24 protein-coding genes and 7 pseudogenes are annotated in these 25,765 nt (G+C 69.6%); 17 read left to right on the plus strand and 14 right to left on the minus strand.

Annotated features, from left to right (window positions below):
• Window positions 1-43: 43 nt before the first annotated feature.
• Together KAE78_RS05175 and KAE78_RS05180 are read left to right on the plus strand one after the other, a co-directional pair.
• Window positions 44-310 (plus strand): hypothetical protein, encoded by a 267-nt coding sequence (locus KAE78_RS05175; RefSeq protein WP_223172052.1) that lies wholly within the window; start codon window positions 44-46, stop codon window positions 308-310.
• Entirely contained in the window at window positions 310-1,362 is a 1,053-nt protein-coding gene (locus KAE78_RS05180) for an MFS transporter (RefSeq protein ID WP_262927830.1), read from the plus strand. The genes KAE78_RS05175 and KAE78_RS05180 overlap by 1 nt, the downstream gene beginning before the upstream one ends.
• A gap of 110 nt (window positions 1,363-1,472) precedes the next feature.
• Here the strand turns inward: KAE78_RS05180 and KAE78_RS05185 are convergent.
• From KAE78_RS05185 to KAE78_RS19445, 8 genes and pseudogenes are all read right to left on the minus strand, one after another.
• A pseudogene (locus KAE78_RS05185) lies at window positions 1,473-1,814 on the minus strand (TA system VapC family ribonuclease toxin); the annotation flags it as partial.
• Complete coding sequence (locus tag KAE78_RS05190) at window positions 1,753-2,046, minus strand: hypothetical protein (protein ID WP_223172546.1); 294 nt, start codon at window positions 2,044-2,046, stop codon at window positions 1,753-1,755. The gene KAE78_RS05190 and the pseudogene KAE78_RS05185, both read right to left, overlap by 62 nt.
• A 68-nt stretch (window positions 2,047-2,114) precedes the next feature.
• Window positions 2,115-4,281, minus strand: a pseudogene (locus tag KAE78_RS05195) (ATP-dependent Clp protease ATP-binding subunit).
• 345 nt (window positions 4,282-4,626) lie between these two features.
• The gene (locus KAE78_RS18430) at window positions 4,627-4,782 is read right to left on the minus strand and encodes a hypothetical protein (RefSeq protein WP_317451867.1); all 156 of its coding nucleotides are present in this window, start codon (window positions 4,780-4,782) and stop codon (window positions 4,627-4,629) included.
• Window positions 4,746-5,414 carry a glycine betaine ABC transporter substrate-binding protein gene (locus KAE78_RS05200; protein ID WP_317451913.1) on the minus strand — a complete coding sequence of 223 codons (669 nt, stop codon included), beginning with the start codon at window positions 5,412-5,414 and terminating at the stop codon, window positions 4,746-4,748. The genes KAE78_RS18430 and KAE78_RS05200 overlap by 37 nt, the downstream gene beginning before the upstream one ends.
• 62 nt (window positions 5,415-5,476) lie before the next feature.
• Window positions 5,477-6,430: pseudogene (locus tag KAE78_RS05205) on the minus strand (ABC transporter permease).
• Between the two features lie 16 nt (window positions 6,431-6,446).
• Window positions 6,447-7,727 (minus strand): annotated as a pseudogene (locus tag KAE78_RS05210) (quaternary amine ABC transporter ATP-binding protein); the annotation flags it as partial.
• Between the two features lie 259 nt (window positions 7,728-7,986).
• Window positions 7,987-9,333 (minus strand): annotated as a pseudogene (locus tag KAE78_RS19445) (class I SAM-dependent methyltransferase).
• A 254-nt stretch (window positions 9,334-9,587) separates the two neighbouring features.
• Between KAE78_RS19445 and KAE78_RS05225 the strand changes: the two are divergent.
• The 10 genes and pseudogenes from KAE78_RS05225 (at window position 9,588) to KAE78_RS05270 (ending at window position 16,935) form a co-directional block, all read left to right on the plus strand.
• Entirely contained in the window at window positions 9,588-9,956 is a 369-nt protein-coding gene (locus KAE78_RS05225; RefSeq protein WP_223172054.1) for a GntR family transcriptional regulator, read from the plus strand.
• 32 nt (window positions 9,957-9,988) lie between these two features.
• A pseudogene (locus tag KAE78_RS05230) lies at window positions 9,989-10,883 on the plus strand (ABC transporter ATP-binding protein).
• A complete protein-coding gene (locus tag KAE78_RS05235) occupies window positions 10,880-11,326 on the plus strand; it encodes a hypothetical protein (RefSeq protein WP_223172055.1) in 447 nt (148 codons plus the stop codon). The pseudogene KAE78_RS05230 and the gene KAE78_RS05235 overlap by 4 nt, the downstream one beginning before the upstream one ends.
• The gene (locus tag KAE78_RS05240) at window positions 11,323-11,586 is read left to right on the plus strand and encodes a hypothetical protein (RefSeq protein WP_223172056.1); all 264 of its coding nucleotides are present in this window, start codon (window positions 11,323-11,325) and stop codon (window positions 11,584-11,586) included. The genes KAE78_RS05235 and KAE78_RS05240 overlap by 4 nt, the downstream gene beginning before the upstream one ends.
• Before the next feature lie 158 nt (window positions 11,587-11,744).
• Window positions 11,745-12,764: an RNA polymerase sigma factor gene (locus tag KAE78_RS05245; RefSeq protein WP_223172057.1), complete on the plus strand. Its 1,020-nt coding sequence runs from the start codon at window positions 11,745-11,747 to the stop codon at window positions 12,762-12,764.
• Window positions 12,765-13,525: 761 nt separating this feature from the next.
• Window positions 13,526-14,461 (plus strand): S8 family peptidase, encoded by a 936-nt coding sequence (locus KAE78_RS05250; RefSeq protein WP_262927764.1) that lies wholly within the window; start codon window positions 13,526-13,528, stop codon window positions 14,459-14,461.
• A gap of 38 nt (window positions 14,462-14,499) precedes the next feature.
• Window positions 14,500-15,780 (plus strand): hypothetical protein, encoded by a 1,281-nt coding sequence (locus KAE78_RS05255; RefSeq protein WP_223172059.1) that lies wholly within the window; start codon window positions 14,500-14,502, stop codon window positions 15,778-15,780.
• A complete protein-coding gene (locus tag KAE78_RS05260) occupies window positions 15,747-16,124 on the plus strand; it encodes a hypothetical protein (protein ID WP_223172060.1) in 378 nt (125 codons plus the stop codon). Before KAE78_RS05255 ends, KAE78_RS05260 begins: the two co-directional genes overlap by 34 nt.
• 329 nt (window positions 16,125-16,453) lie before the next feature.
• Entirely contained in the window at window positions 16,454-16,738 is a 285-nt protein-coding gene (locus KAE78_RS05265; protein WP_223172061.1) for a CHAT domain-containing protein, read from the plus strand.
• Window positions 16,675-16,935: a CHAT domain-containing protein gene (locus KAE78_RS05270; RefSeq protein WP_262927765.1), complete on the plus strand. Its 261-nt coding sequence runs from the start codon at window positions 16,675-16,677 to the stop codon at window positions 16,933-16,935. Before KAE78_RS05265 ends, KAE78_RS05270 begins: the two co-directional genes overlap by 64 nt.
• Window positions 16,936-17,175: 240 nt before the next feature.
• Here the strand turns inward: KAE78_RS05270 and KAE78_RS05275 are convergent, their stop codons facing one another.
• The gene (locus tag KAE78_RS05275; protein ID WP_223172063.1) at window positions 17,176-17,475 is read right to left on the minus strand and encodes a chorismate mutase; all 300 of its coding nucleotides are present in this window, start codon (window positions 17,473-17,475) and stop codon (window positions 17,176-17,178) included.
• A 77-nt stretch (window positions 17,476-17,552) separates the two neighbouring features.
• On the opposite strand from KAE78_RS05275, the gene KAE78_RS05280 reads away from it, so the two are divergent.
• Window positions 17,553-18,734 (plus strand): AI-2E family transporter, encoded by a 1,182-nt coding sequence (locus KAE78_RS05280; RefSeq protein ID WP_223172064.1) that lies wholly within the window; start codon window positions 17,553-17,555, stop codon window positions 18,732-18,734.
• Between the two features lie 24 nt (window positions 18,735-18,758).
• Here the strand turns inward: KAE78_RS05280 and KAE78_RS05285 are convergent.
• The 5 genes and pseudogenes from KAE78_RS05285 to KAE78_RS05305 form a co-directional block, all read right to left on the minus strand.
• Window positions 18,759-20,170 (minus strand): annotated as a pseudogene (locus KAE78_RS05285) (dihydrolipoyl dehydrogenase family protein).
• Window positions 20,167-20,601, minus strand: coding sequence for a hypothetical protein (locus KAE78_RS05290; RefSeq protein ID WP_223172065.1), 435 nt, complete (start codon window positions 20,599-20,601; stop codon window positions 20,167-20,169). The pseudogene KAE78_RS05285 and the gene KAE78_RS05290 overlap by 4 nt, the downstream one beginning before the upstream one ends.
• Window positions 20,598-20,693 (minus strand): lactonase family protein, encoded by a 96-nt coding sequence (locus KAE78_RS05295; protein ID WP_223172405.1) that lies wholly within the window; start codon window positions 20,691-20,693, stop codon window positions 20,598-20,600. The genes KAE78_RS05290 and KAE78_RS05295 overlap by 4 nt, the downstream gene beginning before the upstream one ends.
• Complete coding sequence (locus KAE78_RS05300) at window positions 20,660-20,878, minus strand: hypothetical protein (protein ID WP_223172547.1); 219 nt, start codon at window positions 20,876-20,878, stop codon at window positions 20,660-20,662. Before KAE78_RS05300 ends, KAE78_RS05295 begins: the two co-directional genes overlap by 34 nt.
• Window positions 20,879-21,328: 450 nt before the next feature.
• A complete protein-coding gene (locus KAE78_RS05305) occupies window positions 21,329-21,898 on the minus strand; it encodes a GntR family transcriptional regulator (protein ID WP_262927766.1) in 570 nt (189 codons plus the stop codon).
• A gap of 296 nt (window positions 21,899-22,194) precedes the next feature.
• Between KAE78_RS05305 and KAE78_RS05310 the strand changes: the two genes are divergently transcribed.
• The 4 genes from KAE78_RS05310 to KAE78_RS05325 are packed head-to-tail and all read left to right on the plus strand — an operon-like array spanning window position 22,195 to window position 25,748.
• The gene (locus KAE78_RS05310) at window positions 22,195-23,064 is read left to right on the plus strand and encodes a hypothetical protein (RefSeq protein ID WP_223172066.1); all 870 of its coding nucleotides are present in this window, start codon (window positions 22,195-22,197) and stop codon (window positions 23,062-23,064) included.
• Window positions 23,001-24,344 carry an adenylate/guanylate cyclase domain-containing protein gene (locus KAE78_RS05315; RefSeq protein WP_223172067.1) on the plus strand — a complete coding sequence of 448 codons (1,344 nt, stop codon included), beginning with the start codon at window positions 23,001-23,003 and terminating at the stop codon, window positions 24,342-24,344. The genes KAE78_RS05310 and KAE78_RS05315 overlap by 64 nt, the downstream gene beginning before the upstream one ends.
• A complete protein-coding gene (locus KAE78_RS05320; RefSeq protein WP_223172068.1) occupies window positions 24,337-25,422 on the plus strand; it encodes a mechanosensitive ion channel family protein in 1,086 nt (361 codons plus the stop codon). Before KAE78_RS05315 ends, KAE78_RS05320 begins: the two co-directional genes overlap by 8 nt.
• 14 nt (window positions 25,423-25,436) lie before the next feature.
• Entirely contained in the window at window positions 25,437-25,748 is a 312-nt protein-coding gene (locus KAE78_RS05325; RefSeq protein WP_411155988.1) for a hypothetical protein, read from the plus strand.
• Window positions 25,749-25,765 lie beyond the last annotated feature (17 nt).

Here is a 25,765-nt window from a genome sequence, read left to right on the forward strand (position 1 = left end):
CGCATCCGACACTGACGTCCCGCGGCCTGTGCAAGGAGGCACCATGACACCCGACGGCACCCGCGCCGCCACATCGCCCCGCCGCGCCGCCATGGCGAGCTTCATCGGCACCGCGCTCGAGCACTACGACTTCCTGCTCTACGGCTACGTCGCCGCGCTCGTCTTCGGGCAGCTGTTCTTCCCGACCGAGGACCCGGCCGTCTCCACGATCGTCTCCTTCGCCGCCTTCGCCGTCGGATTCATCGCCCGCCCCTCGGCAGCATCGTCGCCGGGCACTTCGGCGATCGCTTCGGCCGCAAGTCGATCCTGATCGCGACGCTGCTGATCGCGGGTGTCGCGACGATGCTCATGGGCCTCCTGCCGACGTACGCGACGATCGGCATCTGGGCCCCGATCGCCCTGGTGACGCTGCGCCTGGCGCAGGGCTTCGCCTACGGCGGCGAGGTCGCCGGCGCCGTGCTCATGGCCACCGAGCACGCGCCGAAAGAGCGCCGCGGCTTCTACGGCGCCGTGATCCCGGCATCCGCTCCCGCGGGCCTGCTGCTGGCGACCATCGCCGTGCTGCTGGTCTCGCTGCTCGACCCCGCAGCCTTCCTCGCGTGGGGATGGCGCATCCCGTTCCTGTTCTCTTTCCTGCTCGTGCTCGTCGGGCTGTACATGCGCGCGAAGGTCGTCGAGACGCCCGCCTTCGCCAAGCTCCGCGACAGCGGCGAAGGCGTGAAGCTGCCCATCGCGGAACTGTTCCGCACCCACACGAAGCTGCTCCTGCTCGCCTCGGGCGTCGGCTACGGCTTCTACGTCATCTTCTACATCCTGCTGGTGTTCATCGCCTCGTACTCGACGACCGAGCTCGGACTCCCGGCGGCCACGGCGCTCACCGGCGTCGCCTTCGGCTCGATCGTCACCCTAATCGTCGCTCCGATCGTGGGCTCGCTGTCGGATCGGATCGGTCGCCGCCCGCCGATCATCCTCGGCGCGCTGCTGTCGGCGGGGTTCATCTTCCCCTTCTTCCTGATGATCCGCACCGGCCAGGCGGGGATGGTGTACCTCGCCTTCGCGCTGGCGTTCTTCTTCCTGGCGATCTACTTCGGGGCGGTGACGACGTACGCGGCGGAGCTCTTCCCCACCGAGGTGCGCTACAGCGCCGGCGCCCTGGCCGGCCAGATCGGCGCCGTGCTCGGCGGCGGACTCGCCCCGCTCATCGCCGCGCTCGTCATGCGCGCCGCGGGCGGCGCCTGGTGGCCGGTGGCCGTGTACGTCGCCGTCAGCCTGCTGATCTCGGCGGCGTGCACCTTCGTGCTGCGCGAGACCAAGGGCACCGACCTCGACGCCGTCGCCGCGAAGGAGCCGGTCGCGGCCTGAGGGAGGCCGCCGTCACACTCCGCGGGCGAGCGGATTGACGGTGCGGAGGCGGGGAACCAGGAGAAGTCGCGGTCGGCCGTCCACAGCTCGGAGACACCGTGGGTGAGGCAGATCGCCGCGATGCGGGCATCGTGCACGCGCGGGCCCGTGACGTCTCCGCGCGACAGCAGACGCTCGAGTTCGTCGACGTGACCGGTGGTCTCGTGCAGCATCCTCATGTTCGGAAGCCGTTCCAGCGCGTGCACCGCCTCGAGCGCCACCGGCATCGGTGTCGGTGGCGCATAGATGCGCGGGTGCGTCACCACCGCGAGGAACTCGTGCACGCAGGGCCAGGGCAATGCCCAGGCCGCCGCTCCGGCGGCGATCCGGGAGAGCACCGCCGCTGCCGCCTCATGATGAGGGCTGTCTTCGCGATGGGCGTAGACGAGGATGTTGGTGTCGAGGGCGATCACGCGGCAGGCAGACCGTAGGAACGTGCGATGGCATCCGTCGGATCGACCTCGACGATGAGACCGCCCCGCCCACCGTGGGGAAGTGGAAGTCGACCGGCCCGATGCTCCCGCGGCGATCGAGCTCCGCGCGAAGAGCGGTGACCATCAGCTCGCGCAAGGTCGTGCGTTCGGCGAGGGCCGCACGCTTCGCCTCGGCTGCGAGGGCGTCGGGGATCTCGATCGTCGTCTTCATCCCGCTATTGTAGCGCGAGACCGTACTCCCGTATCAGCAGGACGGGAGTACGGTTCCGTCGCTTCGGGTCAATCGTCCAGCAGCTCCGCCTCGATCACGTCGTCGTCATCGGATGCCGGATCGGATGCCGCCGGCCCTGCTCGCTCGTGAGCACGAGCTGCGAGCCGTCCGCCGCCACATCGACGCGCACCAGATCGCCGTCGTGCACGCCGCCCGAGAGCAGCGCCATCGCGAGGCGGTCCTGGATCTCGGACTGGATCAGGCGGCGCAACGGCCGCGCGCCGAACACCGGGTCGTAACCGCGCTCGGCAAGCCAGGCCCGCGCATCCGGGGTGACCGCGAGGGTGAGCCGACGCTCGCGCAGCCTCTCGTGCAGCTGGTCGACGGCGAGCTCGACGATCTGCGCGAGGTCGTCCTGGCTGAGCGCCTGGAAGATCACGATGTCGTCGAGACGGTTGATGAACTCGGGCTTGAACGACTGGCGCACCAGGGCGTCCACGGCCTCCCGCTTCTGCTCCGTGCTCAGGGTCGGGTCGATGAGGATCGGCGAGCCCAGGTTCGAGGTGAGGATGAGGATGACGTTCTTGAAGTCGACCGTGCGGCCCTGCCCGTCGGTGAGGCGCCCGTCGTCCATGACCTGCAGCAGCACGTCGAAGACCTCCGGATGCGCCTTCTCGACCTCGTCGAGCAGCACGACCGAGTAGGGGCGGCGGCGCACGGCCTCGGTCAGCTGACCGCCCTGCTCATAGCCGATGTAGCCGGGAGGGGCGCCGACCAGGCGCGAGACGGAGTGCTTCTCTCCGTACTCCGACATGTCGATGCGCACCATGGCGTGCTCGTCGTCGAAGAGGAAGTCGGCGAGGGACTTGGCCAGCTCGGTCTTGCCGACGCCGGTGGGCCCGAGGAAGAGGAAGGAGCCGGTGGGCCGGTTCGGGTCGCTGATGCCCGCCCGCGAGCGGCGCACGGCATCCGACACCGCCTTCACGGCGTCCTTCTGGCCGATCAGGCGCTTGCCCAACTCGGCCTCCAGGTGCACGAGCTTCTCGCTCTCACCCTGCAGGAGCCTTCCGACCGGGATGCCGGTCCACGCCGCGATCACGGCGGCGATGTCCTCGTCGGTGACCTGCTCGTTGACCATTCGGCCCTCACCGCTCGCTGAGCCTGTCGAAGCGTCGGCGCGCTCGGCCTCGTCGAGCTGAGCCTGCAGCTGCTTGATCGTCTCGTACTCGAGCTTGGACGCCTTGGCGTAGTTCGCCTCGCGCAGGGCCTGATCGCGTTCGGTGATGGCGGCGTCGAGCTTCTTCTTGAGGTCGCCGACGCGGTTCAGACCCGCGCGCTCGCGCTCCCAGCGGGCTTCGAGCTCGCGGAGCTCCGACTCCGACTCGGCCATCTGCTCGCGCAGCTTGGCGAGCCGCTCCTTGGAGGCGGCGTCCTTCTCCTTCTTCAGGGCGAGCTCCTCCAGGCGCATGCGGTCGACCTGCCGGCGCAGCTGATCGATCTCTGTGGGGCTGGAGTCGATCTCCATCTTCAGCCGGCTCATCGCCTCGTCGACGAGGTCGATGGCCTTGTCGGGCAGCTGGCGGCTGGGATGTAGCGGTTCGACAGGGATGCCGCGGCGACGAGCGCGCTGTCGCTGATCGTCACCCCGTGGTGCGCCTCATAGCGGCCCTTGAGTCCGCGCAGGATCGCGATCGTGTCCTCCACGCTCGGCTCGCCGACGTACACCTGCTGGAAGCGGCGCTCGAGCGCGGCATCCTTCTCGATGAACTCGCGGTACTCGTTGAGCGTCGTCGCGCCGATGAGGCGCAGCTCGCCGCGGGCGAGCATGGGCTTGAGCATGTTCGAGGCCGCGACCGACCCCTCGCCGCCGCCGGCGCCCATGAGCACGTGCAGCTCGTCGATGAAGGTGATGATCTGTCCGTCGGACTCGGTGATCTCCTTGAGGACGCTCTTGAGGCGCTCCTCGAACTGGCCCCGGTACATGGCACCCGCCACGAGCGCGGAGATGTCGAGCGCCACGAGTTCCTTGCCCTTGAGCGACTCGGCCACGTCCCCCGCGACGATGCGCTGCGCGAGCCCCTCGGCGACGGCGGTCTTGCCGACGCCGGGCTCGCCGATGAGCACCGGGTTGTTCTTGGTGCGACGGGTCAGCACCTGGCTGACCCGGCGGATCTCGCTGTCTCGCCCGATCACCGGGTCGAGCTTGCCCTGGCGGGCGCGGTCGGTGAGGTTGATCCCGAACTGTTCGAGCGCGCTCTGCTGTTCTTCCTGCGGGGCGGGGTGGTCATCGTGCCTCCTGGCGTCTCCTTGCCGTGGGTGTTCATCAAAGTTGAGTGAATATGACTCAACTTTACCAGAGGAGGAGAGTCGGCGATACCCGCACCCGGGCGAAAGGGGTCAGAAAGCCCGAAAAGGCCGCCCGCAGAAGCGGAGCGGCCCTCGGGAACACCGGATTACTCGGTGATCAGCCAGTCGATCTGGTCGCCGAACTCGCCCAGCCACTCCTGCACGGCGCCGGCCGGGTCGCCGGCGTACTCGTCGGAGGTGACGAGCCCTCGAGCGCACCGTACTGGTCATCGGTCAGGGTGATCCCGCTGATGAAGTCGGCGGCCTCGGGAACTCGGCGGCGAAGCCCTGCTTGCCGAGGAAGTGCAGCGACTCGGGGTCGCCCATGGCGCCCTGCGGGTCCTCGAGATCCTTCAGGTCCAGGAGGCGTAGGCCCAGAACGGGCGCCACAGCGTCACGACGACGGCCTCCTCGGCGGCCATCGCGGTGTCAAGGGTCGCGAGCATGCCCGCGGTCGACGAGGTCACCAGCTGGTAGTCGTCCAAGCCGTAGGCGGGCATCATCGAGTTCTGCGTCGCATCCGTCAGACCCGCGCCCGGCTCGATGCCGATGATCTGTCCGCCGAAGAGGTCGGCGTTGCCGGCCAGGTCTTCGAGCGAATTGATGTCGGTCAGGTACTCCGGCACGGCGATCGTCAGCACGGCGCCGTCGTAGTAGGCGCCGAGGTCCTCGATGCGGTCGCCGTACTCCTCCATGTACGAGGCGTGCGTGACCTCGGACCACGCCGAGGGGTACATGTCGACATCGCCGCCGGCGAGCGCCGTGTACAGCGGTCCGGCGTCGACGACATCCTCCATCGCGACGGTGTAGCCGAGCTTGCCGAGCTGGTCCTCCAGCAGGTAGGCGGTGCTGAGCCCGTCGGTCCACGCGGAGAGGAACCCGAGCGTGATGGTGCCCTTGTCCTCACTCGCTCCGTCGTCGCCGGGCTCGGGGGCGTCGCCGCCGTTGCTCGCGCAACCGGCGAGCACGAGGGACGCGGCAGCTCCCAGGGCGATGATTCCGACCAGATTCTTCTTCTTCATTCTCATTCCTTCTCTTTTCACGTATGTCTTCACACGTTTCGTATGTGGTTCTTCTTGCGGTGTTACGACATGGGGACGGGCGGCTTGATGGGACCCTTCGCGACGGCGGTCTCTGCGGCATCCGACGCGCTCGTCACGCGCTGCGCTTCGGCACGACGCCGGCCCAGCATCCCGAGCAGCGACGAGCGGTACTCGCCGGGGTTGCCCAGAGCGGCGGTCACTCGGTCGAGGTAGACCGCGATGAACACGACGCCGAGGCCCGCCTCGACGCCCTGGGCGACGTTGATGGTCGACAGGGCCGCGACGACCTCCTTGCCGAGACCCGGGCCCCGGCCATTCCGGCGATCACGGCCATCGACAGGGCCAGCATGATCACCTGGTTGATGCCGGCCATGATCGTCGGCATCGCCAACGGCAACTGGATGCCGCTGAGGATCTGACGGGGCGTCGCACCGAAGGCGTGGCCCGCCTCGACCTTCTCGCGATCCACCCGCGGATGCCGAGCTCCGTGAGCCGAACCCCGGAGGCAGCGAGAAGATGACCGTGGCGATGACGCCCGGGACGAATCCGAGGCTGAAGAACACGATCACGGGGATCAGATACACCAGCGACGGCATCGTCTGCATGAAATCGAGCACGGGGCGGATGACGGTGCTGACGGTGTCGTTGCGGGCCGCCCAGATGCCCAGCGGCACCGCGATGGCCACGGTCACCAGCGTTGCGACGAGCACGAGCGACAGCGTCAGCATGGCGTTGTCCCACTGGCCGACGCTCACGATGACGAAGAACATCAGCACCGTCCCGACGGCGAGCTGCCAGGAGCGCACGAGCCACGCGATCAGCGCGAACACCGCGATCATCACCAGAGCCGGCGGCGCCATGAGCAGGTCTGCCAATCCCTCGGCGAGGAAGCTCACGAAGTCGGAGATGGCATCCGTCAGCCACTTCAGATTGTCGCGGATCCAGTCGACGAGGAACTTCACCCACTGCCCGATCGGGATGCGGAAACCCTCCATCAGCGCACCCCTCCGTCTCGGCGGCACCGGCTTCGCCGGCGATCGCCTCCGCGAGCGCCTCATCGATCACGGCCTGCGGCATCGGCTGCAGCGGGATCGTCAGTTCCTCGGTGGAGTTCGGCCCGGGTCCGAGAGCGGCCAGCAGCGTCACACGGGGGATGACCCCGACCAGGCGACCCTCGGCATCCGTCACCGCGAGCGGCACCGGCGACTCGACGGCCGGGACGAACAGGTTCATCAGCACCTCGGACTCGTCCACGCTCTGCGGCGCGGGCTTGATGATCGATGCCAGCGACTTCTCGCCCTTTCGAACGAGCTTCACCGCATCGCGATCGGTCACGATCCCGAGAAGCTCACGGTCGCGGCCGGTCACGTAGACGGCCGACATGTAGGCGTCGCGCATCTCCTTGAGCGCCGTGCGCGGGCCCGCCGTCTCCGCCACGACCGGGCGCGGCCGCTCCATGACGTTGCCGGCGGTGAGCACGCGGGCGCGGTCGACGTCCTGCACGAACTGCTCGACGTAGTCGTTCGCGGGGTCGGTGAGGATGTCCTCGGGCGTGCCGATCTGCACGATGCGGCCGTCGCGCATGACCGCGATCCGGTCGCCGAGGAACATCGCCTCGTTCAGGTCATGCGTGATGAAGACGATGGTCTTGTGCAGTTTGCGCTGCAGCTCGACGAGCTGCTCCTGCATCTCGCGGCGGATCAGCGGGTCCAGCGCGCTGAAGGCCTCGTCCATGAGCAGGATGTCGGTGTCGGCGGCGAGCGCACGGGCGATCCCCACGCGCTGCTGCATGCCGCCCGAGAGCGCCGAGGGCAGCTGCTCGCCCCAGCCGGAAAGCCCCACCATCGCGAGGATCTCCTCGGCGCGGGCCCGGCGCTCCGCCTTGCCCACGCCCTTCAGCTCCAGCGGATAGGCGACATTGTCGGCGACCGTGCGGTGCGGCAGCAGCGCGAAGTGTTGGAACACCATCGACAGCCGGTCGCGGCGGATCTCGCGGAGGCGACTCGGCGAGACGCCGGTGATCGTGTCTCCGTGCACGATCACCTCGCCGTCGGTCGCATCGTGCAGCCCGTTGAGCATGCGGATGATCGTCGACTTGCCGGAGCCCGAGAGCCCCATGATGACGAAGATCTCGCCGCGCTCGACGGAGAAGCTCGCGTCGATCACGGCGGCGGTGCCGGCATCCGACACCTGCTCACGGGTCTCCCCGGACTTCAATCGCTTTACGGCCTGGTTCGGATTCTTCCCGAACACCTTGTACAGATTGCGCGCTTCGAGAGCGGTATCGGACACGTTTCCCCGCGGCTCACCGTTTTCGGGTTCGGGAGCCTGCTTCGGTTACGCCCGGGTGATGATCACAGGGTCGCTCCGTCAAAGGCTGTGCAAGCGACACGGACAGCGGATTTCGGATCCACCGTGAAGAACATCGACCGTACGCCCACGCCCCTTTCGTGCACAGCGAAGACGATGTGGGGACGCGACCGCGGACTGGTCTCGGCCCGTTCGGGCCATCATCCACGGTAACGAAGGCCATCGGATGCGGCAAATCCTGTTATCGCTTCGATACCTGCCGCGCCGACCGGGTCACCGTGAACTTCGGGGTGCGATGCAACTGCTCGGTGGGGCCCCCGAGCGCTCCAGCTGCGGACGGTAGCGCAGCGAGGAGTTCCACACCGCGTAGAGTTCGCCGCCAGGACGCAGCAGCCGCGCGGCTGCCTCGAACAGGCGGGTCGCCGCACCCGTGTGCACGCTCGTGCCCAGGTGGAAGGGCGGATTCAGCAGGACGATGTCGGCCTCGCCGGGCGGCAGCTCGGAGCCGGCGTCGTCGTGAGCGACCTCGACGCGGTCCGCCAGACCGTTCGCGGGCATCGTCGCCCGCGCCGAGCGCACCGCGGCGGCCGAGCGATCGGTCGCGATCACGCGGGCGGTCGGATGCCGCAGCGCGAACCACGCCGCGAGGGCGCCGGTGCCGCATCCGAGGTCGACCACCGTCTTCACGGCGACCTCCCCCGATCGCCCCGCGAGGACGCCGACGGCGACCGAGACGAGACGTGATGCGGTTCATGGGGAGAGTCGCCGCGTTTCGTCTCGCTGCGCTCGCTCAACGACCGGAGGCTTTCCGTTTCGCGACTGAGCGCCTCCAGCAGCACGCGCGTGCCGATGTCGAGTCGCGCGCCGGCGAAGGCGGCGCCGTGAGCGGCGAGCGTCAGCGGTCCGAGCCCCGGAGCGTCGACCGTGTCGAAGACCGGGAACGGCGGCTCCTCGGGCACCGGCAGCACCTCCGTCGCCACGAGCAGCCGCGACTTCTGCTCCGCCCGCTGCGGCTGCACGGTGCCGAAGTGTCGTCCGAGCACCTCGTTCTGCGCGAGGGTCATGTGCTTGACGCGACCGCCGGCGATGAGGGTGACGTCCGGCGCGGCCCAGCGGGCGACGGCATCCGCGATCTCCTCGAGCTCGGCGAGCGCCTTCGGCAGCTGCAGCAGCACGAGTCGCGCGCCCCGCAGCAGCGAGGCGTCCAGCTCGCACGGCATGAAGGCTGCTCGTAACGGCGGATCGATGGACGCAGGATCGGCGTGTTGCGCCCCGGCACGCCGATCACGCGCGCTCTCGTCCGCGATCTCGCACATGCCAAGGGCCCCGGCATTGCGCTCGAGCGCCCGGCGTCCGGTCGCGAGGTCCTGGTGGACCCGGATGCCGGAGAGCCCCGCATCCACGAGTCGGAGCGTGATCGCGCCGTACTCGTCGCCGATCACGGCGACCTCCTCGCCGGTGAGGCCCCGCTCCGCGGCGAGCGCGAGGGCCTGGTCGGTGAGGAGCCGGTCGGTCGCATCGTGGGCGAAGAGGTTCGGCGCCTCGACGTCGGGGCGCGGCGCAGCCTCTCCCAGGGGAACTCGGTCACGCAGGTCACCCTATCCCCGCCGGTCTCACTTGTTGCGACATCCGACCCCGCCTACCCGCACCTTCTGAGACCGGCAGGATGGGCCGGTCTCAGTTGTTGCGGGTTCACCCTCACAAAAGTCGCAACAAATGAGACCGGCAGGGGTCGGTAGTGCCTGGTACTGGTCGAGAGGAGCGGAATGGTGATGCGGTTGACAGGCACGAGGTTATGTGGTTAGTTAGTCGAGTAACTAACCCACAAACCCGGGAGGCGACGTGATCGAAGAGGGCAAGCCGCTGTTCCTCCAGATCGCCGAGGCGATCGAGGACTCGATCCTCGACGGATCCCTCGCCGAGGAGGGCCAGGCGCCCTCGACCAACGAGCTCGCCGCCTTCTACCACATCAACCCCGCCACCGCCGCCAAAGGAGTGAACATGCTCACCGACAAGGGAGTGCTCCACAAGCGCCGCGGCATCGGCATGTTCGTCTCCGCCGGTGCCCGCGACCTCCTGCTGACCGAGCGCCGCACGGCCTTCGCCGAGCGCTACCTCGACCCGCTGCTGGCCGAGGCGCGCACGCTCGGACTCGACGCCGCCGACCTCGCCGCGCTCCTGAAAGAGCGCGCCGCGGCATCCGACCACTGACCACACGACCACCCCGAACGAAGGGAACAACCATGACCGCCGTGATCGAGGTGACCGACCTCACCAAGCGCTACAAGGACACCGCTGCGCTCGATGGCGTCAGCCTCTCGCTCGAGCCCGGGAAGATCTACGGCCTGCTCGGCCGCAACGGGGCCGGCAAGACCACCCTCATGTCGATCCTCACCGCGCAGAACTTCGCCACCAGCGGCACCGCGCACATCTTCGGGCAGAACCCTACGAGAACGAGCGCGTCCTCTCGCGCATGTGCTTCGTGCGGGAGAGCCAGAAGTACCCCGACGACGCCAAGCCCGGCCACGCCTTCCGGGTCGCCCGGATGTTCTTCCCGAACTGGAACGAAGAGCTCGCCCAGCAGCTCATCGCGGACTTCCAGCTCCCCATGAAGCAGACGATCAAGAAGCTCTCCCGCGGCCAGCTCTCGGCCGTCGGCGTGATCATCGGCCTCGCGAGCCGTGCCGAGATCACCTTCTTCGACGAGCCGTACCTGGGCCTGGACGCCGTCGCGCGCCAGATCTTCTACGACCGCCTCATCGAGGACTACGCGGAGCACCCGCGCACGATCATCCTGTCGAGTCACCTGATCGACGAGGTCGCCAACCTCATCGAGCACGTCATCGTCATCGATCAGGGCAAGATCCTCCTCAACGAGGAGACCGATGCCGTGCGCGACCGCGCCGTCACGGTCGTCGGCGACGCCGCCAAGGTCGACGCCTGGCGGCGGGCCGCGAGGTCATCCACCGCGAGGCGCTGGGCCGTGTGGCATCCGTCACCGTGCTCGGCACCCTCACCCACGACGAACGGCAGGAGCTGGCGGCATCCGACCTCGACGTCGCGCCTGTCTCGCTGCAGCAGCTCGTCGTCCGACTCACCCTCCGCAACGGAGACGCCCAGAAGGAGGAGAACCGATGAACCGCATCCTCGCCACCGCCCGCATGCAGCTGGTCAACACGCAGACCTACGTCTGGGTGCCCATCCTGGTGGTCACCGGCGCCTTCGTGATCAACTGGCTGATCTTCGCGATCATCGCCGGCGCCGTCGGCGGCATCCCCGATCAGGACGAGACCTTCACCGGCGCCTCGCAGGCCCCGCTGTGGTACTTCCTGGTGATCGGCATCCAGAGTCTCACGCTGACCTTCCCCTTCTCCCAGGCGATGAGCATCTCGCGCCGCACCTTCTTCCTCGGCACGGCGCTCATCACCGCCGGCGCCGGCGCCGTGCTGGCCACCGTGTACACGCTGCTGCGCTTCCCCGAGCTGGCCACGAACGGGTGGGCGTGGGCGCCTACATGTTCAACGTCCGCTGGGTCACCGACGGCCCCTGGTACGAGGGCTGGCTGTTCTTCTTCGCGATGACGCTGCTGTTCTTCGTCATCGGCTTCTGGACGGCGACCATCTACAAGCGCTTCGGCACGGTCGTGATCACCATCGTGATCACGGGTCTGGCCCTCCTGGTGATCGGCCTCATCGCCCTCATCACCTGGCAGAAGTGGTGGATGAACGTCGGCCTGTGGCTCGACACCATCACGCCGCTGTCCACCTCGCTGTGGGTGCTGCTCGCGACCGTCGTGCTGGGCGTCTCGTCGTACTTCACGCTGCGCCGCGCAGTGCCGTAGACCATCCGATCCGCACAACGGCGCGGGTCCCGCAGAGAATCTCAGGATTCCTGCGGGACCCGCGCCGTTCTCCGTGCAGCGACACTTTGCCCGACCCCGAGTCCGTCGTCCTGCACGAGGAGGACGGATGTATCACGCACACTCTTGCCCTGCTCCTGATGGATGTGATCACAATGGGCATCATGAGCGAAGCCGCGACCGACGGTGCCGCGCGCTGGGAGCGTGCGGCGGAGCACTTCAGCGCGTGGCGCGAGGGACGCAACTCGGCGATGGACGAGCTCGTCCGCCTGATGACCCCCGTGCTCTGGCATGTGGTGCGCGCCTACGGGCTCGACCGCACCCTGGCCGAGGACGTGGTGCAGTCGACCTGGCTGATCCTCGTGCGCCGGCACGAGACGATCACGGAGCCCCGCGCGATCTCCGGATGGCTCACCACCACGGCGCGCCGCGAGGCCTGGCGGGTCGCCAAGGGTCACAGTCGCATGACGGCGATCGAGGACGAGCATCTCGAACCACTGCTGCCGACCGAGGAGTCGGCCGAGGAGAGGGCGGCCACGAGCGACGAGCGGAGCCGCCTGTGGGCGCGGTGCAGACCCTGTCCGAACGCTGCCGGCGCCTCCTGCGCATCATCGCCTTCGAGGATCGTCCCGACTACGCCCGGATCGCGGCGGATCTGTCCATGCCGATCGGCAGCATCGGGCCGACCCGACAGCGCTGCCTCGCCAAGCTCCGCACGACGCTCGCCGCGACCGGATTCTCCGCGGGAGGTGCGTGATGGACGTGCCCTCCGACGACGCCGCCCTCTTCGCCCAGCTGCGCGGGCTGTGGGAAGAGGTGGATCCGCTGCCGGCCGATCTCATCGACCGCATGGTCGCCGCCGTGGCCTCCGCCGATCTGTCCCGGGAGTACGCGCTGCTCACCCTCGTCGAGGGGGCGACCACCCCGTCCGCAGCGACAACGACACGGCGACGCTGCAGTTCAGCGACGGCACCACGAGCATCCTGCTGCACGTGTCGGATGCCGGCGGCGACCGCCGCCGCATCGACGGCTGGACCGATGCCGAGGCGGTCGAGGTGCACCTGATCCAGGGCGACAGGGACGCCTCGACGGCACCGGGCGAGCACGGGCGCTTCGCGTTCGAGGACGTCGCCCCGGGCTCAGCCGCGTGCGCATGGTGACGCGCGCGGGAGAAGAGGACCGAGAGTTCCTGACACCCCGGTTCGAGGTGTGAGGTCCGCACGGCATAGGGTGCGACGGCGCTCGCACCGGGAAGGTGACTCATGGCCGACGAGGAGATGTACCCGAGGCGATGGACGTGGCAGGACCGCGCGGAGGGCTCCATACCTCGCGGAATCGCTCTGGAGCCGAGCACCGAGGAGGTCGACGGCATCCGCGCGTACCCGACCGCCTACCTGCCGACCCGGCTTCTGATCACGCCCGACTACGACGACACCGACCGGCACAGTGTCAAGCCCGACGACGACGAGGACGTCAAGGCCCTGCGCGCCGCGGCCGAGGCGTTCGGATGGGAGTTGCACGTCGAGCGCGTCCTCGGTGCCGTGGACCGGCCGCGGCAGCCTCGCGGCGGATTCATCCGTGGACACCTCAGCACTCCCGTCACTCCTCGGGGCGAGGAGGCGCCGTACACGCCGGATGCCTGGCGCGTCCTGCAGCGGGCGCGACGCATGACCGGTTCGACCCTTCCCCACGCCGGCCTGGAGCATGTGCTCGCGGTGGACCCCGTGGGCCTGAATCCGTTCTCCCGCACGAACCCCTTCTCGCGGACGAATCCCTTCTCCCGCAGCAATCCGGTGCGCGGCGAGGGCGCCGTGGGCAGCGACGACTACCTCCAGCCCGGCCGCGGCGGCCGCCAGCCCGTCACCTGGGTCGGCCCCTCCCGACCCGCGGCAGGGATCCGAAGAGAGGGCGACGAGCGGTCGTGGCCGTGCTCGACACCGGATGCGGCGTGCACGACTGGCTGCCCGACTCGATCGTCACGCGGCGGATCGAGATCGACGGTGTCCCGCTCGGCCTCACCGGAGACGACGACCCCGAGCGGTATCCCGACCTGTACGGCCAGCTCGACGGGCAGATCGACGCCGTGGCGGGGCACGGCACGTTCATCGCCGGGCTCATCCGGCAGACCGCTCCCGACGCGGACATCGTCTCGATCCGCGTCGCCGGCTCACTGGGCGTCGTCGACGAGGGCACCCTCCTCGAGACGGTCGCCGGCGTCGTGGAGCTGCTGCGGCGCTACCGCGAAGACCCGACCACGGGGCACCCGATCGACGTGCTCAGCCTGTCGCTGGGCTACTACCACGAGACGCCCGTGGACGGGCAGTACTCGAAGCTGCTGTACCAGCTCCTGCGCGAACTGCGCGAGCTGGGCTGCGTCGTCGTGTGCTCGGCGGGCAACGATGCCATCGACCGGCCCTCGTTCCCCGCATCCCTCTGGCCGTGGCCCGGCTCCGACAACGGACTGAAGCCCGACCGCCACGCCCCGCACGTGTCGGTCGGCGCCCTGAACCCCTCCGGCAGGTCGGTGGCGCTGTTCTCGAACATCGGGCCGTGGGTGAAGGCCTATGCTCCCGGCGCGATGGTCGTCAGCACGACGCCCGCCTTCGTCGGCGGCGTGCAGGCGACCACCCGCGCCGACAAGGACCGCCTGCACCGCGAGACGGTCGACCCCGACGACTACCGGGGCGGCTTCGCGGTCTGGAGCGGCACGTCGTTCGCCGCACCGTACATCGCCGGACGCATCGCCGCCGTGATCGGCCCCCTGCTCGCCGACGTCGACAAGGGCGCGAGCGTCGATACCGGCGAGGCGGTCGCCAGGGCCGCGGAGGGCGTCCCGAAGGAGGACTTCACCGCCTGAATCCCCCGCGGTGCACCCGGACAGGGCATCCTGGAGGAATGAGCCTGACCGCCCACGAGCTCTACGTCCGCGGCCGGACCGCGACGAACGAGCGACGCTTCGCGGCCGGGCGGCGCGATCTCACCACGGCTCGCGCGAGGACCGACGACCCCGACCTGCTCGCCCGTATCGCCGGCACCCTCGCCTACGGCCTCGGGCAGACCGGCCAGCCCGCCGAGGCGGAGGGCCTGTGTCGGGAGGCGCTCGCCCACGAGGGGCTGCGTGCCGAGACGGTCGCCGTCCTCCACGGGCAACTGGGCGTCCTCCTCATGCACGCCGGCCGCCTCGATGAGGCCGAGACCGTGCTCGGCCTTGCCATCGACGGCCTCGACGCCCCCACGATCGAAACGGCGAACTGCCTCCTCAACCGTTCCATCGTGCACATGCAGCGCCACGCGCTGGACGCCTGCACCGACGATCTCCGGCGCGCGCTCGCCATCTACCTCGCCGAAGGTGCCGAGGAGACCGCCGCCGAGGCGCGCCACAACCTCGGCTACGCGGCGCTGCTCGGCGGCGACCTCGTCACCGCGCTCGACCTCATCGCCCGCTCACGCCCGGTGATCGCCGCGGCGTCCGAGGTCGCCGCCGCCATCAGCGACCTCGATCGCGCCGAGGTGCTGCGAGATGCCGGGCTCGTCACGGAGGCCGAGGAACTTCTCGAGAAGGTCGCGCGCATGTTCGGCGCGCAGCGGATGCGGCAGTCCCGCGCCGAAGCGGAATTCCACCTCGCCCGTTCCCTGCTGACGCACGACGCCACCGGCTCCGCACGCGTGGCGCGGACGGCGGCACGGCGCTTCCGCAGTCTCGGCAGCGACAGCTGGGCGGCACGGGCGGAGGCCGTGCGGCTGGACGCGCTGACTCGCCTGGGAACACCGCCGGAACCCGCCCGATTCGCCGAGGTGTCCGCGGAGCTCACCCGCGCGGGCCTGCGCACCGAGGCGACCGGTGTGCGACTCACGGGCCTCCTCGCCGCCGCGCGACGCGGAGACACGAGTGCCCGCCTCCCCGCGTCGCGCCGACCGCGGCGACGCCCCTGCGACTGCGGGTGCACGAGGTGCGTGCTGCCCGGGCGGCGGCACGCGGCCGCCACAGCGAGGCGCGACGCATCGCCGGAGCGGGCCTCGACCTGCTCGCCGAATGGCGGGAGACCTTCGGGGCACTCGATCTCCAGGCCTCTCTCGGCATGCACGGCCTCGCGATCTCCATCGAAGGGCTCGACGCGGCCTCCCGCGCAGATGATTCTGCCGTGCTGTTCGAGTGGTCCGAGCGCGTGCGGCTGACCAGCCAGCACGTCACGCCCGTGCGTCCGCCGCACGACCCGGAACTCGCCGAGGACCTGGCGCAGTTCCGGATGCTGCGCACCGAGCTCGACGCCGCCGACTGGGACACCTCCCCGACGTCCGTTCGCTCCGCGACCGCATCCGGGATCGGCAATGGACCCGCACCGGCTCCGCGACCGCCGTCCCGCGCGCCTCTCTCACCGAGCTGCAGACCGCGCTGGAACCCGACACCGCGGTGCTCTCTTACGTGTACACCGGCCGCGAGGAACTGCTCTGCGTCGTCACCACCCGCGCAGACGCCCGCGTTGTGCGTCTGGACTGGTCAGCCGTGCAGGCGGCGATGAGGGGCTGCGCGCTGACCTGGACGTCTCGGCGAGCGTGCGCGACGGCCCGCTGGCACAGGTGGTCTCCCGCGGCCTCGCCGAACGCATGGCCCGGCTCGACGCTGCGCTCCTGTCTCCCGTGCTCGCGGCGGCGGGACCCATCCGTCGGCTGGTCCTGACCACCCCGGGGTCCTCGCCGGGCTCCCCTGGGGCATGCTGCCCGGGATGCAGGGCATCTCGTTCACGCTCGCCGAATCCGCCTCCGCCTGGCTGCGCCACCGGGGCGGCCACGCGCCCCCGTCCGCATCGGACTCGCGTCGGGCCCGCGCGTCCCGCGGGGCGCGGCCGAGGTGCGCCAGTCTGCCCTCTCCTGGCCGGATGCCCGGGTGCTCACCGGCGACGAGGCGACGGTCACGGCCGTCATCGGGCTCGCGAGCGGCGTCGACGTCCTGCACGTCGCCGCCCACGGCCGACACGCGGTCGACAACCCGCTCTTCTCCGGTCTCGAACTGGCCGACGGCACGCTCTTCGGCTACGACGTCGACCTCATCCCCGCGTGCCGGACCTGGTCGTGCTCTCGGCCTGCGAGCTCGGACGCTCGTCGGTGCGCTGGGGCGAGGAGGCGCTCGGGATGACGCGTGTCTGGCTGCACGCCGGCGCCCGCTGCGTCATCGCGGCGCCCGCGACCGTGCCCGACGACGTCGCCGGGGATCTCCTCACCGCGCTGCACACGGGCCTGGCGGCTGGTCTCGCGCCGGCCGCCGCGCTGGCGCAGGCGCACGCCGGCACGGGCCATCGCACCTCGTTCCAATGCCACGGCGCCGGTTTCTGAAACTTTCTCGTCCGGGATGTATCAGGGGCGGAGGCGCCCGCTCTTAATACACAGGCGATGATGCAGGGAGTCACTGGGGAGCCGACTCCCGCGTCCATGCCGGCCGTGTCAAATGGGGAAATCGGGGAACACGGCGGTCATTCGCCTCCGTTCGGGGATGTCGCAGCTCGGGTACCGCGGCATCCCGTTCTGGCGTGCCCGCGGCATCCGGATGCGACCTGTCACGCCTCTGATGCAGGCTCAGCGACCCGAGGCGGCCTCGGTGTGATGGCGGATGACCTCGGCGACGACGAAGTTGAACCACTTCTCGGCGAACTCCGGGTCCAGGTGCGCCTCCTCGGCGAGCGCCTTGAGCCGGGCGACCTGCTGCTCCTCGCGGGCGGGGTCGGATGCCGGCATCTCGTGCTCCGCCTTCAGATGCCCCACCTGCTGCGTGGCCCGGAAGCGCTCGGCGAGGAGGAAGATGAGCGCCGCGTCGATGTTGTCGATGCTCGCGCGCAGGCGCAGAAGTTCGGCACGGGCGTTCTCGGCGTCAGTCATGGGGCTCCTTCATCGATCGCACTTCGACGATAGCGCGCCTCTGCCTGCCCGGGAACGCGCGGGTCTAGAGTGAGCGCATGAGCACAGACGCGCCCGCGAGCGAGGAAGCAGTTCCGCCCGAGGCTTCGGATGCCGCGCCCGCCGCTGCCGCATCCGAGCGCAGCTACAGGCTGAAGCCGGTCGTCGAGCCCGAGCCGCCGACGCGCTCGATCTGGTCGCGCATCGACCGGCCGTTCGTCCTCGGCTTCCTCTTCACCCTCGGCGGCCTGGCCGCGTTCGTGCTGGGACTGGCCCTCTCGAACCTCGCGACCGTCCTCATCTATGTCACCCTCGCCCTCTTCGCCGCCCTCGGCCTCGACCCGGCGGTGCGCTTCCTCGAGCGCCGCGGCATGTCGCGCGGGCTCGCGACGGCGAGCGTGATCCTGGGGCTGCTCGTCGTGGTCGGCATCGTGATCTCCTCGATCATCCCGACCGTGGTCGAGCAGGTGTCGCTGTTCATCCAGGGCATCCCCGAGACGATCCAGAACTTCCTGCACAGCGACTTCTACGCGCGGCTCGAGGCTCAGTTCGGTGAGCCTCTGGAGCACCTCCTCGGCGAGATCCAGTCGTTCCTGACCGATCCGAGCAATATCGCGGCGATCGGCGGAGGGGCAGTGCAGATCGGCGTCGGGATCGCTTCCGCCATCTCGGGCGCCATCATCGTGCTCGTGCTGACGCTGTATTTCGTGGCGACGCTGCCCGCGATGAAGCAGGCGCTGTTCCGCTTCGCCCCGGCCCGAGACCGCGAGAACGTGGCGACCATCACCGACCAGATCACCGACTCGGTCGGCAGCTACGTCATGGGCATGGTGACGCTGGCGTTCTTCAACTCGGTGTTCGTGTTCATCATGTATCTCGTGCTGGGGCTGCCCTTCCCGCTGCTGCTGGCCACCATCGCCTTCGCCATCACGCTCATCCCGCTGGTCGGTTCGGTGATCTTCTGGGTCATCGGCACGGGTCTGGCACTGCTGAGCAGCCCGATTTCGGCGCTGATCTTCGGCATCGCCTACCTCATCTACATGCAGCTCGAGGCCTATGTGCTGACGCCGAGGGTCATGAACAAGGCGGTCTCGATCCCCGGCGCGCTCGTCGTGATCGGCGCCCTCGTCGGCGGCACGCTCCTGGGGCTGCTGGGTGCGCTGGTGGCGGTGCCGGTGACGGCGTCGATCCTCATCATCATCAAACAGATCTGGTTCCCGCGGCAGGACGCCCGCGTCTAGCGCGAAAGCCCTCCCGCTCCGCGATCACGCCGGGCGGCCGTGCGCCTCCAGGAGCCGCAGCCAGACCTCGCTCATCGTCGGGTAGGCCGGGACCGCATGCCACAGGCGCTCCAGCGGCACCTCTCCGACGATCGCGACGGTCGCCGCGTGCAGGAGCTCGGCGACATCCGGGCCGACGAACGTCGCCCCGACGATCGTCTCGCGCTCCCGGTCGAGCACGAGGCGCGCCTGTCCGCGGTAGCCGTCGCGGTGAAGCCCGGCGCCGGCTACCGACCCGAACTCCACGTCGACGGATGCCGCATCGAGCCCGGCATCGCGGGCCGCCTGCGCGGTGAGTCCGACCGCGGCCACCTCCGGATCCGTGAAGACGACCTGCGGCACGGCGCGGTCGTCGGCGGTGACCGCGTGCCGTCCCAGGGACCGACATCGACGTCCCCTCCCGGGCGCGCGCGGCGATCGCATCCCCGGCGGCCCGGGCCTGATACTTGCCCTGGTGGGTCAGCGGCGCACGACCGTTCGCATCGCCCACGGCGTAGAGCCAGTCGATCCCGGTCACGCGCAGGGTGTCGTCGGTGTCGAGGGCCTCGCCCGGGTCGAGCCCGAGCGCCTCCAGACCGAGATCCCGGATGCGGGGCGGCGCCCCGCCGCGACGAGCACCTCCGCTGCCCGCACCTCCTCGCCCTCGCCCAGTGTCACGTGGACGCCGTCCGCATCGCGGCCGACCCGCGCGACCTCGGCTCCCAGGCGCACGTCGACGCCGCGCTCGCGCAGGGCAGTGGCCACCCGCTCGCCGGCGAAGGACTCGAAGCCCGACAGCAGCGTGCCGCGGGCGAGCAGGGTGACCTCGGCGCCGAGGTCGGAGAAGGCGGTCGCCATCTCCACCGCCACCACGCCCCGCCGATGATCGCGAGTGACTGCGGGATCTCCTGCGCACTCGTCGCCTCGCGGCTCGTCCACGGCCGCGCACCGGCGAGACCGTCGATGCCGGGGATCACCGCCTCCGAGCCGGTCGCGATGACGACGGCGCTCCGGGCGACGAGCCGGCGGGAGGCGCCCGCGGCATCCGTGACCATGACCTCGCGCTCCCCGCTCACGCGCCCGTGCCCGCGGACCAGCGCGATGCCGGCGCCCTCCAACCAGGCGACCTGTCCGGCATCCGACCACTCCGCGGCGAACGCGTCGCGCCGGGCGAAGACGGCGGGGACGTCGAGCTCACCGGGCAGACCCGCGCCCCGCACGCCGACCAGCGCCCTGCGGGCCGCGCCCGGACGGAGCAGGGCCTTCGACGGCATGCACGCCCAATAAGAGCACTCGCCGCCGACGAGCTCGCTCTCCACGATCGCGGCGATGAGCCCCGCCTGCACCACCCGGTCGGCCACGTTCTCGCCGACCGGACCCGCGCAGAGGACGATCACGTCATACTCATCGGTCGTCATTGCGAACCTGCCCTCCGGGATCGTCCGAGTGTCCCCTTGCACAGTACGGGTGAATCCGGCGGGCGGCCAGGGGCGGCTGCGGAGGGCGCTGCCTCAGACCAGGCGAGCAGCTGCGTCGGTGAGGGCGCCTCGACCCGGTGACGCACACGCCCCGGCACGCCGGTGCGCAGATCGACCGTGAGCGAGACCACCTCGTTCGACAGCTGCCCGCGACCAGCAGCGTGTCGTGCACGACCACATGATGCCGCGGCCAGTTCACCCCGACTCGACGACGGCGACGGGGCGAGATGCGAGCCGTCGCCGCGCACCCGCAGCGCTGCGATCGTGTTGCTGCCCGCACCCCGCGTAGAGGAACTCCGCGTCGTGGGAGGCGCAGAGCTCCGCGGCGGCATCGCCCGGCAGCGCTGCCGGCTCAGCACCGTCGCGCTCACGATGCGCCAGACGCCCTCGACCGAGGGGCAAGGACGTAGACCTCGTTCGACAGCTCCGTCACGACGTAGAGGTGCCCGCTCGGATGCCACACCGCATGCCGTGGGCCGGTGCCCGCCGGCAGCACGACCTCCTGTGCGAGCCGCAGCGCGCCGGCATCCGTCCCCGTCGCCAGAGCCGCACGAGATCGAAGCCCAGATCGGTCGTGGCGATGAGCCCGCCGGGCAGGAACGTGCTCTGATGAGAGCGCGAGACGCGCGGCTCCTCGCCCGTGGCCACGCCGCCGAAGTCGTCGAGCCCGGGGCCGCGAAGGGATCGGACGCCGTATCGGCGAGCACCGGCGAACCCGGCAGGCCCTGACCGTCCAGGGGCATACCGACGAGGCGGCCGTCGCCCCAGCACGCCGCCAGCAGCACCGTGCCGTCGGGCGAGACGGCGACGTGGCAGACGAGGTCGCCCGCCTCGACGGGCACGCCCAGCGGCGCCCACGTCGACTCCCGGTGCGCCGGAAGGCCTGGAGCGTCCCGTCGCCCTCCATGGCGGCGTAGAGCAGATCGAGCGTCGGATGCCGCGCGACCCATGAGGGCGAGCCCGCGACCGTCACCGCGTCGCCGAGGTATGCGAGCGCGCCGGATGCGGCATCCGACTCCCCGGCCTCGATCAGGCCGATGCCGGTGGCGCTTCCCCCATTCCGGCGTCGTAGCCGCTGACGAGGAATCTCATGGGTCCTCATCCTATCCAGGCAGCGTCGGCCGGCGGGTCAGGTCGAGACGTCGTCGCCGGGTTCCGAGGGCGCGAGCGCGACCGCCCGAGACCGTGCTGCTCGCGCACCCAGCGTTCGGCGGCATCGGCGTCGCGTCGCTCGATCGCCGCACGCAGGCCGCGATACATCTCGTCGCGCTGGGCCGTCGAGCCCAGCATGGGGCGCGTACCGCGCAGGTTGCGCTCCAGCGCGAGACCGGCCTCGCGCATCATCGTGGCGAACACGGCGTTCCCCGTCAGAGAGGCGATGTGCCGATAGAGCGAGCGGCTGACGGAGTAGAGGGTGAGCACATCGCCGGAGGTCGAGGCGACGATCATCTGATCGAGCAGCTCGATGGCGACGCCGGCCTCCGCATCCGTCATCCTCGGCAGGGCCATGCGCATCGCGATGCCCGCCTGATAGCCCGTGTACTCCAGGGTCTGCGCGCTGAGCTCCGGGGTCGGGGAAGTGACGCGGGTGAAACGGTTCGCGGCGATCTCGACGAGCCCGATACGCGCGAGGCGCAGAATGGCCTCGCGCACCGGGGTGCGCGACACCTGCAGCTGCGCGGCGAGCTCGGTGTCGCGCAGGCGCTCTCCCGGGCCAGCCGCCCATCGAGGATCGCCGATCCGATGCGCTCGTAGACGATCTCGCTGAGCCCGTCCGCCCTGCGCCGACGGGCTGGAGCCCTTCCCTCATATCACCACCCCGTGCACCGCCTGTCGTGCGATCGTCTCACCATCCGACTCTGGACGGCAAACCGATATATCGGTAGGCTCCCCTGGGCGTCGCCTCCAGCCTCGACGACCGCAGCACCCCTGAATCCGGACCCAGCCTCGTACAGGAGAGCCGATTGAACAGCGAGACCGCTGCCCGCGTCCGTCGGAGCCCGCTACTGCTCGTCGGCCTCGGCATCCAGTCCAAGCTCCTCATCATGCTGCTGCTCGTCGCGATGATCTCCATCGCGGTGACGGGCATCATCGGCTACCTCAACGGACGCGAGTCACTGCGTGAGGCCGCCTTCGATCGTATGACGACGATCCGTGAACTCCGCGCCCATGAACTCGAGGTCGCCCTCCGGACTCTTCGAAATGGAGTCGTGCTCGACTCACGCACCTCCGACACGGTCGAGGCGTCGGCGGCATTCAATGCGGCATTCGACGAACTCGATGAGATTCCGATCTCGCCCGTTGAACAGCAGACCCTGCTCGACTACCTCAGTGAGCACTACCTCCCGATGCTCACCGAACGCAGCGGTCTCACGTTCGAACCGGAGGCGCTTTTCCCGGCGACCTCGGCAGGACAGCACCTGCAGGCCGCATACACGGCGCAGAACACCGACTTCGACCAGGCGCTCACCATTCTGGACGCCGGAGACGGGAGCGCCTGGTCGGAAGCGCACGCGAAGTACCATCCGTACTTCAAGGGGCTGATCGATGACCTCGGCTACGAGGACGTGCTGCTGATCAACCCTGAGGGACGCATCGTCTACACCGCCTACAAAGGGATCGACCTCGGTCTGAGTCTGCACGAGCAGCCCATGAGCGACACCGTCCTCACCGCCGCGTTCACCGAGGTCATGCGCAGCAATACGCTCGACACGGTCGTCATCACCGATTTCGAGAGGTATCTCCCTCCCTCAACATCCCCAACGCCTGGGTGGTCTCTCCTGTGGGCCGTGATGGTTCGATCACCGGCGCGCTCGCCATCCAGATCCCTATAGACACCATCAACGCCGTCCTCACCGGCGACGAGGGCTGGGCGGAACAGGGCTTCGGGCGCACCGGGGAGGCCTACATCGTCGGAGCCGACCGCCTGATGAGATCGGTGTCCCGAGCCATCGTCGAGTCCCCCGAGACGTACGCCGAGAAGGCCATCAACAGCGGGACGCCCCCGGCGACGGCAGAACGCATGGCCGCCATCGCGGGCACCGTGCTCCTCCAGCCCGCCGATACACCCGCTGTGAACCGGGCCCTCCGGGGAGAAGCGGGCACGATCGTCGCGCCGGGCTACCTCGGCACCAGCCGGCTGGCATCCTTCGCACCGGTCGACACCGGCGGACCGCACTGGGTGATCGTCGCGAGCATCGACGAGGCGGAGGCGTTCGCGCCCGTCGACGACTTCACCCGCATCGTCCTGATCTCCGCCGGAGCGCTCGTGCTGGTCGTCGCCGTGCTCTCGCTGCTGCTCGCACGCGTCTTCACGAACCCGCTCGATCGGCTGATGAAGGGCGTGCGCAGCGTCGCCGCCGGCGAACGCGACGTGGAGGTGGACACGAGGACACGCGACGAGTTCGCGGAGCTCGGCAGCGCGTTCAACGATCTCTCCCGGAACCTGCAGACGAAAGCAGACCTGCTGGACGCCGAACGGGCCGAAAGCGAACGGATGCTGCTCTCGCTCATGCCCGCGACCGTCGCCGAACGCTACCGGCAGGGCGACGAGACAATCGTGGAGGACCACACGGACGTGACCGTCATCTACGCGGACATCGCCGGTTTCGACGCCTACACCGACGGCATGGACTCCTCCCGCTCGCTCACGGCACTCAACGAGATCGTGACGGGGTTGGATGCGCTCGCCGAGCAGCTCGGCGTCGAACGCGTCCGCACGAGCAAGCAGGGCTACCTCGCCAGCTGTGGACTGTCGGTGCCCCGCGTGGACAGCGCACGTCGCGTCGTCGAGTTCGCGGTCGGCGCCCAGAGGCTCGTCGACCGGCTCGCGACCCAGTGGGGTGCGCAGCTCTCGCTCCGGGCCGGCGTCGACAGCGGCCATGTCACGACCGGCCTCGTAGGACGCAACTCCGTCATCTACGACATGTGGGGCGACGCCGTGAACCTCGCCTACCGCCTGCAGGACGCAGAAACCGAACCGGGCATCGTACTGTCGCAGCGCGCCGTCGACCGGCTCGGCGACATGTTCCCCGTCACCGACATCGGCACCGTCGACACGAAGTCCGGGTCCCAGCGCGCCTGGCGCCTCGCCACGGAGGACTCCCGTGTCTGAACCCTGGGCCCAGTCCTGGTTCTGGCCCGTCGTCATCGTCACGGTCGGGTTGCCGGTGCTGCTCGTCGTGTGCACCGAGATCATGCGGGCGCTGGAGCGCCGGCGCAGCCGCGCCGCGGGCATCATTCGGCTTATCCGCAACTTCGCGCTGCCGCTCGGAGCACTCCTGCTGCTGCTGTCCCAGGTCGACGACCTCGAACTCGAGGTGAACTGGTCGCGGATCATCGCGACGATCTTCGGCTTCGTGCTGATCCTCATCGTCATCAACCTGCTGAACTTCGCCCTCTTCGCGACGGCCGAACGCGGCTCATGGCGACAGCGCATCCCGTCGATCTTCATCGACATCATCAAGCTCGTCGTCATCGTCGTCTGCTTCGCGCTGCTGTTCCAATGGGTGTGGGGTGCGGACGTCGGCGGCCTCTTCACAGCGCTGGGCGTCACGTCGATCGTCATCGGTCTCGCCCTGCAGAACGCCGCCGGCTCCGTCGTCTCCGGTCTCCTGCTGTTGTTCGAGCAGCCCTTCAAGCTGGGCGACTGGCTCGAGACGGGTTCGTTGCGCGGGCGCGTGGTCGAGGTGAACTGGCGAGCGGTGCACATCGACACGGGCAACGGCACGCACATCGTGCCCACGGCATCCCTCGCCGGGTCCAGCTTCACGAACCTCTCGCGCGTCACCGACTTCTATGAGGCCCAGACCGATCTGAGCTTCTCCAAAACGGATGCCCCAACGACGTGGAGGCGCTCGTCCAGTCGGTCGCGCGCGACCTTCCGCTGCGCCTTCCCGACACTCCCGTCGCCGTCACCCCGGGCGGAGCCGGGAAGTACCGGGTATCGATCGCCGTCGCCCGGCCCGCCGACGAGGGTCCGACGATCGCGCTGCTGGTGGGCTGGCTGTGGTTCGCCGCGCGCCGGGCGGGGCTTCATCTCGACGACGAGTCGGGCGACGGGGTGTCGACGGCCGAGCGCCACGCGGAGGCGGCGCGGCGCGTCTCGCAGAGGCTGTCGTTCTCTCCTGAAGACACCGCGCGCCTGGACGAGCGCGGACGCATCGAGCGGTTCGGCACCGGAGAGGCCCTGACGCGTGCGGGAACCGTGGCGCCCAGCCTACGTTTCATCATCGACGGCCGCGTGATGCTCACGGCGACGACGGAGGGGCGTTCACTCGACTATCACGCCCTCTCGGCCCCTGAGGCGGTGGGCCTCGGCGTCTACACGCAGCAGCCGGAGAACGACACGGCGCGCGCGACGTCGGTCGTGACGACCTTCTCGGTGCCCCGTGACCTCGTCGAGGAGCTGATCTCCGATCATCCCCGGCTCGCCGTCGAGCTCGGACGGGTCACCGACAACCGCCGCGAGCTCCTCGCCACGGCGCAGGAGAAGGCGCGGCAGGCGATCGGCGGCTGACCGCAGCGCCCCGACGC

The sequence above is a fragment of the Microbacterium sp. NIBRBAC000506063 genome, assembly GCF_017968845.1.
In the GTDB taxonomy this organism is placed as follows: domain Bacteria; phylum Actinomycetota; class Actinomycetes; order Actinomycetales; family Microbacteriaceae; genus Microbacterium.